Genomic DNA, 11166 nt, shown 5'->3' with positions numbered 1-11166 from the left:
GATAACGGTCGCCGCCCAGCGGCGCGACAACCCGCTTTGCTTTCGCTTCGCCATGTTGCAGCAGTACCGGCGAGCCAAGCCGCCCGGTGGAAGACCAGCCTGTCGCCGGATCATGGCCGCAGGAGGCAGCCGCGCGTTCGAACCACAGCAGGGCGGCCATGTTCAGCAGCGTATCGTCGGCGACCGGCGCGGCGGGCGTTTCGAAATGCTGCGGGATGAAACGCGTGGTGGCGCGGCCGGCGGCGAAGTCGGCATGCCGCAGCAGATCGATCAGGAAGCCGCGGTTGGTTTCGATCCCCAGAGCCACGCAGCGTTCCAGCGCAACGATCAGGCGCCGCCGCGCCTCCTCGCGGGTGGCGCCATGGACAATGATCTTCGCGATCATCGGATCGTAGAAGGGCGAAATCACCTGGCCGCTTTCGTGCAATCCGTGATCGACGCGGATGCCTTCGCCTACCAGCGGCTGCCACAGTGCCAGCAAACCGCTCTGCGGCAGGAAACCCTTGTGCGGTGCCTCGGCATAAAGCCGCACCTCGATGGCATGGCCATTCAGCCGAACATCTGACTGCGCCAGCGGCAACCGGTCGCCGGCGGCCACGCGGATCTGCAAGGCCACCAGGTCAAGCCCGGTGATCATCTCGGTCACCGGATGCTCCACCTGCAGGCGGGTATTCATTTCCAGGAAATAGAAGTCGCGCCCGTTGCCATCGAGCAGGAATTCCACCGTGCCGGCGCCGACATAGCCAATCGCCTTTGCCGCCGCCACGGCCGCCGCGCCCATCTGCGCGCGCAGCTCGGCAGTCACGGCCGGCGAGGGTGCTTCCTCGATCACCTTCTGGTGCCGGCGCTGCACGGAACAGTCGCGTTCGCCCAGATGGATCACGTTGCCATGGGCATCGGCGAAAACCTGGATTTCCACATGACGGCCATCCACCACGGCCTTTTCCAGGATCAGCTCGGGCGAGCCGAAGGCGTTTTCGGCTTCCGAGCGTGCCGACTGGATGGCCGGCAGCAACTCGGCATGCTGGCGCACCAGCCGCATGCCGCGCCCGCCGCCGCCGGCGGCAGCCTTCACCATCACCGGCAGGCCGATCCTTTCCGCTTCATGCAGCAGGACGGCATCGCTCTGGCCAGAATCAGTACTTGGGCCCTGGTAACCCGGCACGCAGGGCACTTTGGCATCGATCATGCGCCGCTTGGCGGCTGCCTTGTTGCCCATGGCGGCAATCGCCGATGCCGGCGGCCCGATGAAGACAAGGCCAGCATCGGCGCAGGCCTGGGCGAAGGCTTCGTTTTCCGACAGGAAGCCGTAGCCCGGATGCACGGCCTGCGCCCCTGTGCGCCGCGCCGCGTCGATGATCGCCGCGATACTGAGGTAACTCTGCTTCGCTTCCGCCGGCCCGATGCAGATCGCACGGTCGGCCAGCAATGTGTGCGGCGCGCCAGCATCGGCCTCGGAATAGACCGCCACGGTGCGATAACCCAGCGCGCGGGCCGAACGGATCACCCGGCAGGCGATCTCGCCGCGATTGGCGATCAGAATGGTGTCGAAGGGTTTCGTCACAGCCATGCCCTCACCCTCCCACCGCTTCGCGGCGGGGCCCTCCCTCTCCCGCTTGCGGGAGAGGGTCGGGGTGAGGGTGCGCGTGCCGAGATCCGCTCACTTCTTCTTGCCCGGCAGGATGCCCATGTATTTGCAGATGATGCCCAGCATGATCTCGTCGGCGCCGCCGCCGATCGAGCCCAGGCGGGTGTCGCGATAGGCGCGGCTGACCGGGGTTTCGTTCATGAAGCCCATGCCGCCGTAATATTGCAGGCAGGCATCGGTGACGACGCGGGCCAGCCGGCCGGATTTCAGCTTGGCCATCGAGGCCAGCCGCGTCACGTCCTCTCCCTTCACCAGCAGGTCGGCGGCGCGATAGGTCAGCGCGCGCAGCAGCTCGATCTCGGTCTGCAATTCAGCCAGGCGGAAATGCACCACCTGGTTATCCAGGATCGGCTGGCCGAAGGTCTTGCGCTGGCGGGTATATTCGATGGTCTGCTCGATGAGGCGCTCCAGGCCGATCAGGCTGGAGGCGGCGGCCCACAGGCGCTCCTCCTGGAACTGCACCATCTGGTACATGAAGCCATGGCCTTCCTGGCCAATGAGATAACGCTGCGGCACGCGCACGTCGTCGAGATAGATCTGCGCCGTGTCGGAGGAATGCATGCCCATCTTGTCGAGCTTGCGCGCCACCTGCACGCCCTTGGTCTTCATCGGCACGCAGATCAGCGACTTGTTCTGGTGTACCGGGCCCTCGCCGGTATTGGCCAGCAGACACATCCAGTCGGCCTGGGTGCCGCTGGTGGTCCACATCTTGCCGCCATTGATCACGTAGTCGTCGCCGTCTTTCTTCGCCGTGGTCTTGATGCCGGCCACGTCCGAGCCGGCGCCGACCTCGGAAACGCCCAGGCAGGCGACGTAATCGCCGCTGATGCTGGGCACTAGGAATTCCTTGCGCAGTTCATCCGAGCCGAAGCGGGCCAGCGCCGGCGTCGCCATGTCGGTCTGCAGGCCAATCGCCATCGGCACGCCGCCGCAATTGATGTAGCCCAGCGCCTCGGTCATCACCATGTGATAGGAATAATCCAGCCCCAGGCCGCCATATTCCACCGGCTTGTTGATGCCGAGGAAACCCATGTTGCCCATTTTCTTGAACAGCTCATGGGCGGGGAAGATGCCGGCCTTTTCCCAGTCATCGACATGCGGGTTGATCTCCGCATCGATGAATTTCTTCATGTTGTCGTGGATGCTCTTGTGTTCCGGCGTGAAGTCCATTCCCAGCGCTCCTCGATCTTTCTTTTTGTTCTGTCACATGCGGGCGACGCCAAAGGCGTTCGGCTTGGTCACCCTTGCATCGCCTTCGCGGCAGACGCTTAAGCACATCCCCAACACGCGGCGGCTGTCGCGCGGGTCGATCAGGCCGTCGTCCCACAGCCGCGCGGTGGCGAACAGCGCCGTGCTCTCGGCTTCCATCTTGGCCACCACCTTGGCCTTCATGCCCTCGATCACCGCGGCATCCACCTCGGCGCCGGCGCGGCGGAATTTTTCTTCCGCCACGATGGCCAGCACGCCGGCGGCCTGTTCCGGCCCCATCACCGCGATGCGGTTGTTCGGCCAGGCGAAGATGAAGCGCGGATCATAGGCACGACCACACATGCCGTAATTGCCGGCGCCGAAACTGGCGCCGATATGCAGGGTCAGCTTGGGCACGCGCGCATTGGTCACGGCCTGGATCATCTTGGAGCCATGCTTGACGATGCCGCCGCGCTCGGCCTCCTTGCCCACCATGTAGCCGGTGGTGTTCTGCAGGAACACGATGGGCATGTCGGCCTGGTCGCAGAGCTGGATGAACTGCGCCGCCTTCACCGCGCCTTCGGTGTCGATCGGGCCGTTATTGCCGATGATGCCCACCGCCTCGCCTTCGATGGCGGCCTGCAGGCAGACGGTATGCGGGCCATAAAGCGGCTTGAAATCCACCGCCTCGCTGCCATCCACCAGGCGGGCCACCACTTCGCGCACGTCATAGGGCCTGCGGTAATCCACCGGCACCACGCCGCAGAGTTCGTCTGGGTCATACAGCGGCGCGGTCCAGCTTTTTTTCCGAAGTTGCGGCCCGCGCTCGTTCCAGGGCAGGCGCGCCAGGATCTCACGCGCGATGCGCAACCCATCGGCATCGTCCTCGGCCAGGAATTCCGCCACACCGGACACCTGCGCATGCAGCTCGGCACCGCCCAGTTCCTCGTCGGTGGCGATCTCGCCGGTGGCGGATTTCAACAGCGGCGGCCCGGCCAGGAAAATCTTCGCCCTGCCCTTCACCACCACGACGTAATCGCTCATGCCCGGCACATAGGCGCCACCGGCCGTGGAAGAACCGTGCACCACGGTGATCTGCGGGATGCCGGCGGCCGACAGCCGGGCCTGGTTGGCGAAGCCGCGTCCGCCATCGACGAAGATCTCAGCCTGGTAATTCAGATTCGCGCCGCCGGATTCCACCAGATTCACCACCGGCAACTTGTTCTGCATGGCGATTTCCTGGGCGCGCAGGCTCTTGCGCAGGCCCATCGGCGCGATGGTACCGCCCTTGATCCCTGAGTCAGACGCCGTGACCATGCAGCGGATGCCGGCTATGCAGCCGATGCCGGCGATGAAGCCGCCGCCCATGATATTCTCGGCGCCGTCGTCGTCATGCATCCTGTAGCCGGCCAGCGTCGAAATCTCGAGAAACGGCGCGCCACGGTCCAGCACATGGGCGAGCCGGTCGCGCGGGCCGAGCTGGCCACGTTTCTCAAACACCGGCTTGCGGGCATCGGAGGTATCGCGCACGCGCTGCTCCAGGGCGCGGAAACCTTCCACCAGCTTCAGCATGTCGGCGCGGTTCTGCTGATAAGCTTCCGACCCCGTATCGACCTGCGAGCGCAGCACCGCCATTGGATTATTTCTCCTGCAGCACTTTCGGCATCACCGAACGGTGGAAGCCGTCGAAGGCCTGCGATTTGTCATGTTTGGGCAGCGGATAATGCCGCCGCGCATTGGGCACGCCGCCATCAATGCGCAGGGTCGTGCCCGAGATGAAGGCCGCCGCCGGCGACAGCAGGTAGACGATGGCGGCCGACACTTCGGCTTCGGTGCCCAGGCGCTGCAGTGGCACATGGTCGCGCATGCCGCGGATCAGCGGCTTCATCCAGTCCGGGTAGGTGTCCATGCCGGAGGACGCGATCCAGCCTGGCGCCACGGCATTTACCCGTACGCCCGAGACGCCCCATTCGCAGGCGGCCGTCTCGGTGAAATTCACCATGCCGGCGCGCGCCGCGCCGGAATGGCCCATATTGGGCATGCCGTTCCACATGTCGGCCACGATGTTGACCATGGCGCCGCCATGATCGGCCATCCATTGGGTGTAGCATTCCCGCGCCATCAGGAAGCCGCCGGTAAGATTGTTGCGCACCACGGCATCCCAGCCCTTCTGGCTGATCTGCGCCAATGGCGCGGGGAACTGGCCGCCGGCATTGTTGACCAGGCCGTCGATGCGGCCGAAGCGCCTGAGGATCGCCGTCACGGTTTCGGCGACTTTCTCTTCCTCGCGGATGTCGCAGGAGAAGATGTCGACCTCGCAGCCGGGATTATCGGTGCGCAATTCATCGGCCACGGCCTGCAGCTTCTCGGTCTTGCGGCCGATCAGCGCAAGTTTCGCGCCCAGATGGCTCAGCTCATGCGCGGTGCAGCGGCCGATGCCCGAGCCGCCACCGGTGACCACGATCACCTGGCCGGCGAACAGACCATCGCGGAATACCGATCGATACGGCCCTGAACCTGCCGGCATCCGTTTCGCTCCCTGGTCACAGTCTAGGCGACTGCGTGTGATGTTTTTCTGCGTTAAGGCGACGCTACTTGACGCTTACGTAAACGTCAATATAGGGTGCCGCCAAAGCCGCATGGCCGTTGACGTTGCGTCAATTCCCGCGAGTCAATTCCGTTGCGGAACCTCTGCATCTTTCTTCAGCGATTCAAACGAGCCAGGGAGGCCACATGTCGCTCGACCAGATCACCCAGCAGATGAGCCAGCGCGTGAAGCCGGGCGCAATCGACGCCACGGTGAAATTCGATTTCGGCGATGACGGCCAGATCTTCGTGGACGGCAATGCCGGCACCGTGAGCAACGAGGACTCGGAAGCCGATTGCACCATCACCATCTCGATGGACAATTTCGTCGCGCTGAGCAGCGGCGACCTCGACCCCACCACCGCCTTCATGATGGGCAAGCTGAAGGTGAAGGGCAACATGGGCGTGGCGATGAAGCTGCAGTCGATTCTCGGCTGAGCGCAGGCCTCATTCGATAAAAAGCCGGGCGGCAGCGATGCCGTCCGGCTTTTTTTGTCTTCTGCGGAAGCGGCCGTTCCGCTTCAGCTGGCGGAGCTGTTTCCCAAGCCGCCGAGCCGGAAGAAGCTGACCAGTTCGCCGAGTCCCTTCGCCATGTCGGTCAGCGACTGCGCCGAGGCATGGGTTTCCTCCACCAGGGCGGCGTTGCGCTGGGTCAGCTCATCCATCTGGCCGACCGCGATATTCACCTCTTCCAGGCCGCGCGACTGTTCGCCCGAGGCCGCCGCGATCTCGGCGACGATGGCGGTCACCTTCTCGACCGCCTGCACGATCTCGCCCAGCGATTCGCCGGTCTGGTTGACCAGCTGCGCGCCCTCGCGTACCTGGCTGGTGGAGGCCTGGATCAGCGCCTTGATGTCTTTCGAGGCATTGGCCGAGCGCTGCGCCAGGGCGCGCACCTCCTGGGCTACCACGGCAAAACCCTTGCCGGCCTCGCCGGCGCGGGCCGCTTCCACCGAGGCATTCAGGGCGAGAAGATTGGTCTGGAAGGCGATCTCGTCGATCAGCCCAACGATGTCGCCGATCTTTTGCGCGCTCTGCTCGATGCCGGTCATGGCCGCCACCGCATTGCCCACCACGTCGCCGCCGCGTCGCGCGGTGTCGCGCGCGGCCGCCGCCAGCCGGTCGGCGGCCTGGGCGTTGTCGGCATTCTGTTTCACCGTCGCGGTCACCTGATGCATGGCCGCCGCGGTCTGCTCCAGCGTGGCGGCCTGGCTTTCGGTGCGGCGCGACAGGTTTTCCGAACCGGACGAGATTTCCGACGAGGTCTGGCGCAGCTCGGCAGCCGAGGTCGACAGATTCCCGGCAAGACCACGCAGGGTCTCGGCCATGCTGTTGGTGCTGTCCTTCAGCTCGGCGAAGATGCCGCCATGATCGCCGGTGATGCGCCGGCTGAGATCGCCCTGGGCCAGCGCCTTGGTCATCCCGGCAATCTGCGCCACCACCTCCTGGGTGCGGCTCAGCATGTCGTTGACCGAACGGCCCACGCGCTGCAGTACGCCGGCAAGATTGTTGGTCTGCACGCGCGCGGACAGATCGCCATTGGCGGCGCGGTCGACAATATGGCCGATGGCCTGCTCGAAATGCTGTTCCTGGGCGGCGCGTTCGGCCGCGAACCGCGCCCGCTCCTCTTCCTGCTGGTGCTGCAGGGCCTGCATTTCCGCGCGGCTGGCCACGAACTGCGCCAGCGCCGCCGCCACGGGGCCAAGCTCGTCGCGCCGCTCGGGCGACAGCCGCAGGATGACATCCGCGCGATCGGCCATCACGACGCCGACATCGTGCTGCAGGCCGTCCAGCGCCTGCTTGAGGGTCAGGAAGGCCCAGGCCGCAATCGCGAGGATGATGACGGCGCCAAGCACGGCCAGGATCAGGATGATCATGCCGACGCGATCATTGGCGGCGCGAACCTCGTGGCCAAGCGCGAGAGTATCATCCAGGTCGTGCGTGGTGATGCCGGCAATGCTGTCGCCCAGCGCGCCAAACGCCGTGGCGATCCGCTCGGACGCGGCGTCGAAATCACCCATCTGCTTGTTGCCGCTGGCCGGACCGCCTTCGATATAGGCTTCGGCCATCTTGCGGCCTTCCGCGTAATAGGCGGGAAACGCCGCGTCCAGCGCGGCCAGCTGGCTCTGCACGTTGTCGAGCCGCAGGATGGTGGCCAGCTCGCGCGCCCTGGCGATATTGGCGCTGAACGCCAACGCCTGCTCCTCGGCTTTTTTGAACCCGTCATCCAGGCCGTCCTGTCCGCGCGTGGCCGAAATGTCGGTCAGCCATTGCTGCACCTGGACGATATTGACCTGGATGTCCTTGATGATGCCGATCAGCGGCACCTCGGCGCTGACCATCTGCTGCACGGCGGCATCCATCCTGCCGACGTTGCTGACCGTGCTGCGGATGCTGATCAGGCTGACCAGCGAGGAGGCGATGGTGATGCCGAGGATGATGGCGAGGGCAACGAGGATTCTGGTTTTTATGGACATGCTGGGGCTGATGCGGGTGTGAGCGGAACGAGCACAGCCGGGAGGTGAACACGACGGGGCTCACGCTCCTTAAGCCGGGCGGAATCCGTCTAGCACGGCGCCCCAATAGCTTGAGCGTTATTAATTGGTAACGTCATGCCCGGCGGAATCCGGCGCTGCGCGCGATGCACGCGAAGGATGCGGACGGACGGTATATGCCGGACGGGGATTGCCGTCCGGCATGTCCGCATGCCTTACGCCATCGCGCGGCGTTTGGCCCGGCTCTGCATCCCCATGAACAGCAGCGCGCCACCCAGCAGGGCCGCCTGCAGACCAAGCGCCTGCAGCGTCGGATTGAAGCCCGCCTGCACCGCCCAGGCCGGCAGGCCGGCATCGTCGTAGGGCAGCCAGCCGATTTCCTGGAATTCCAGCAGCGCGCCGCCGATGAAACGCAGGCCGAGCAGGAACAGGATGGCGGACGTAACGGCGAAAACCGGGCGCAGCGGCAGGCGCAGGGCCAGTTTCGTCATCGCCAGATAGATCAGCGCCAGCGCCAGCGCGGCACCAATCAGGCCCAGCAGCATGCCCTGCACGCCGCTTTGCGCGCCGGCCTCGGCATTGGCCATGGCCGCATGCAGGAACAGGATCGTCTCGGCCCCTTCGCGGAACACGGCGAGGAAGGCGATGCCGGCCAGCAGCCAGGGCCCGTCGACCCGCAATGCCTGCTCGGTCTGGGCCTGTAATCTCTGTTTCCAGACCGCCGGGTCCTGGCGCAGCCAGAGCCAGCCGCTGACATAGAGCAGCAGCATGGCCGCCACCGACATCACGATGGCCTCGGTGAGATCGTCATGCGCGCCACCAAAGAATTCGTAAAAGACCCAGGCGGCGACCAGACTGGCCGCGAGGGCGGCGAGGCTGCCCCAGAGCAGGGCGATGCGGCGATGGCCCTCGCCGGCGCGCTGCAGGAAGGCGGCCAAAGCCGCAATCACCAGCAGGGCTTCAAGCCCCTCGCGCAGCACGATGAAAAACGATTCGACAGCGACCGGCAGCATGGCGGCGGCTCTCCTCAGATGTTCAGGCGGGGCATGGCGACGCTATTGCGAAGCGTTTGCGACAGCAAGGTGGCCAGCGGCGGCAAAACGCCGCGCCCCAAATACGGAAGCCGGTATGGAACCCGGCACGGAATTGACCTGCGTCACATCGGAACAGGGACGGAGACGAAGCCGACGGCGGCTGTCAGCCGGTTGGCAGGAGGCGACTGGACGGCAGCCAGACGCTGACCGTGGTGCCTCGTTGCGGGGCGCTGTCGATGTCCACCCGCCCGCCCTGCATGTCGACCAGCATCCGCACGATGGCCAGGCCGAGCCCGGTGCCGTGATACTGGCGCTGGTAGACATTGGCGAGCTGGCTGAACGGCTTCATCAGCTTCGGGATGTCGACGGCGGCGATGCCAATGCCCGTGTCGGTCACGCGCAGGCGCAGGCCCTGCTCCGGCATGGTGTCGAGACGGACCGTAATGCGGCCGCCGCGCGGCGTGAATTTCACCGCGTTGGACAGCAGGTTGAGCATGATCTGGTGCATTGCCCGCTCGTCCGCCATCACCTTTGGGAGCCCGGCGGCATAATCGGCCTCGATCCGCAGGCCGTCGCGGCTGGCCTGGTCGGTGAGCATGGCGATCGTCCGGTTCGCCACCTCGACCATGTCGAGCGGCTCTTCGTCGAGCGTGTACTTGCCGGCTTCGATGCGCGACAGATCAAGCAGGTCGTCGATGATATTGAGCAGATGCCGCCCGCTTGAGAGAATGTCGCCGGCATAGGATTTGACCAGCGCGGAATCGTCGGTCCTGACGATGCCGCTCGCCAGCAGGTCGGAAAAGCCGATGATGGCATTCAGCGGCGTGCGCAGTTCATGGCTCATATTGGCCAGAAACCGGCTTTTCGCCGCATTCGCCGTCTCGGCGGCCTCCTTGGCCGCGAGCAGCAGGCGGGCGCGGGCGACCTCCTCGCTGACATCCTGGATCGTGCCGACCAGGCGCGTGATGCGGCCGCCCTCCTGCGCGGCGACGATGCGATAGACCCGGACATGCCGGAGATCGCCCGATGGCAGCCGGATGCGGTGCTCGAAGGTCAGCGCCGTGTGATGTGGACCAGCCTCGGCGATAAGGCCACGCACGCGCGGCGCGTCACCGGGATGCATGCGGGCATAGAGGCTGCTGACGCGGCCATCGAATTCCCCGGGGCCGAAGCCCCAGATCTCAAGCGTGCGGTCGTCGCAGGCCACCGTGTCGGCGCCGGCATCCTGTTCCCAGATGCCGATGCCGCTGGCCTGCAGGGCAAGGCGGAAACGCTGCGTCAGGTGCAGCAGCCGCTCCTCGAATTCCTTTCGCGCGGTGATATCGGTGATCTGCACGACAATGTATTGCGGCCGGCCCTCGTGGTCATGCACCGCCGAACGCGCCACCAGGCCCCAGACATAACTGCCATCCTTGCGCCGGTAACGCCGCTCCTCGCTGTGGCTTTCCAGTTCGCCGCGTCGGATGCGGTCATAGGCGTCGGCGGCGCGCTGCATGTCGTCGGGATGCGTCACGTCGCGGAAATTCAGCGTCAGCATCTCGTCATGGCTGTAGCCGAGGAACTCGCACATGGCGCGGTTGACGCGCAGGCAGGCGCCATTCAGCGCCGAGAGCAGCATGCCGTTGGCCGAATGCTCCATCGCCGAGCGGAACATGTCCTCGCTGGCGATCAGCGCCGCCTCCGCCCGTTTGCGGGCGTCGATATCGGTCACTTGCAGCACCAGGTATTTCAGGCTGCCGTCGGCAGGATCATGCACTACGGATATCGACGCATCGGCCCAGAAGGCGCTGCCGTCACGGCGGAGGTAGCGCAGCTCGCTGTGGTCCTCCATCAGCTCGCCGCGTATCAGCATGATGAATTTGTCCCGGGCCATCGCATCGTCATCCGGATGGACTATCTTGGGCAATGGCGGGATGCTGTCTCTGTCGCAACCCAGCATCCGACAGAAGGCCTGGTTGGCATACTGAATCCGGAGATCCGGCGACAGCACCAGCATGCCAGCCGAGCTCCGGTCCATGAAGGTACGGAACAACAGGCTGTTATCCAGCGCCGCGGCATTCTGCGCGGCATTGTCTTGCATGATGGCGTCGGCCGGCATCGCCCCCTGCCCCCAGAGGCCCGTCGCCGGATGGCGGCGGTGGCCTCAGTCTCAGCCCGGGTAAGGGAAAAGGGAACCGTTGCCGGCATAAAAATTTGATAACCGGCAACCACGCAT

8 protein-coding genes are annotated in these 11166 nt (G+C 65.2%); 1 reads left to right on the top strand and 7 read right to left on the bottom strand.

What is annotated here, in order from left to right; genetic code table 11:
* The 4 genes from Q1J79_RS04205 to Q1J79_RS04190 all read right to left on the bottom strand — a co-directional run.
* A partial coding sequence (locus tag Q1J79_RS04205) for an acetyl/propionyl/methylcrotonyl-CoA carboxylase subunit alpha (protein WP_300296935.1) occupies nt 1–1570 on the bottom strand: 1570 nt, incomplete at its 3' end.
* 90 nt (nt 1571–1660) lie between these two features.
* Nucleotides 1661–2818 carry an acyl-CoA dehydrogenase family protein gene (locus Q1J79_RS04200; RefSeq protein WP_300296932.1) on the bottom strand — a complete coding sequence of 386 codons (1158 nt, stop codon included), beginning with the start codon at nt 2816–2818 and terminating at the stop codon, nt 1661–1663.
* Between the two features lie 33 nt (nt 2819–2851).
* A complete protein-coding gene (locus tag Q1J79_RS04195; RefSeq protein WP_300296929.1) occupies nt 2852–4471 on the bottom strand; it encodes an acyl-CoA carboxylase subunit beta in 1620 nt (539 codons plus the stop codon).
* A 4-nt stretch (nt 4472–4475) separates the two neighbouring features.
* The gene (locus Q1J79_RS04190; protein ID WP_300296926.1) at nt 4476–5363 is read right to left on the bottom strand and encodes an SDR family oxidoreductase; all 888 of its coding nucleotides are present in this window, start codon (nt 5361–5363) and stop codon (nt 4476–4478) included.
* 206 nt (nt 5364–5569) lie between these two features.
* On the opposite strand from Q1J79_RS04190, the gene Q1J79_RS04185 reads away from it, so the two are divergent.
* Entirely contained in the window at nt 5570–5860 is a 291-nt protein-coding gene (locus tag Q1J79_RS04185) for an SCP2 sterol-binding domain-containing protein (RefSeq protein ID WP_300296924.1), read from the top strand.
* Between the two features lie 83 nt (nt 5861–5943).
* Here the strand turns inward: Q1J79_RS04185 and Q1J79_RS04180 are convergent, their stop codons facing one another.
* The 3 genes from Q1J79_RS04180 to Q1J79_RS04170 all read right to left on the bottom strand — a co-directional run bounded on the left by Q1J79_RS04180 (nt 5944) and on the right by Q1J79_RS04170 (nt 11049).
* Complete coding sequence (locus tag Q1J79_RS04180) at nt 5944–7899, bottom strand: methyl-accepting chemotaxis protein (RefSeq protein ID WP_300296922.1); 1956 nt, start codon at nt 7897–7899, stop codon at nt 5944–5946.
* A gap of 233 nt (nt 7900–8132) precedes the next feature.
* A complete protein-coding gene (locus tag Q1J79_RS04175) occupies nt 8133–8930 on the bottom strand; it encodes an FTR1 family protein (RefSeq protein ID WP_300296920.1) in 798 nt (265 codons plus the stop codon).
* A 184-nt stretch (nt 8931–9114) separates the two neighbouring features.
* Nucleotides 9115–11049: a PAS domain S-box protein gene (locus Q1J79_RS04170; protein ID WP_300296918.1), complete on the bottom strand. Its 1935-nt coding sequence runs from the start codon at nt 11047–11049 to the stop codon at nt 9115–9117.
* Nucleotides 11050–11166 lie beyond the last annotated feature (117 nt).

Source organism: Ferrovibrio sp. (assembly GCF_029255545.1).
Lineage (GTDB): Bacteria > Pseudomonadota > Alphaproteobacteria > Ferrovibrionales > Ferrovibrionaceae > Ferrovibrio.
The sequence above is the reverse complement of the archived record's forward strand: the minus strand, read 5'-3'. Positions and strand labels throughout refer to the sequence as shown.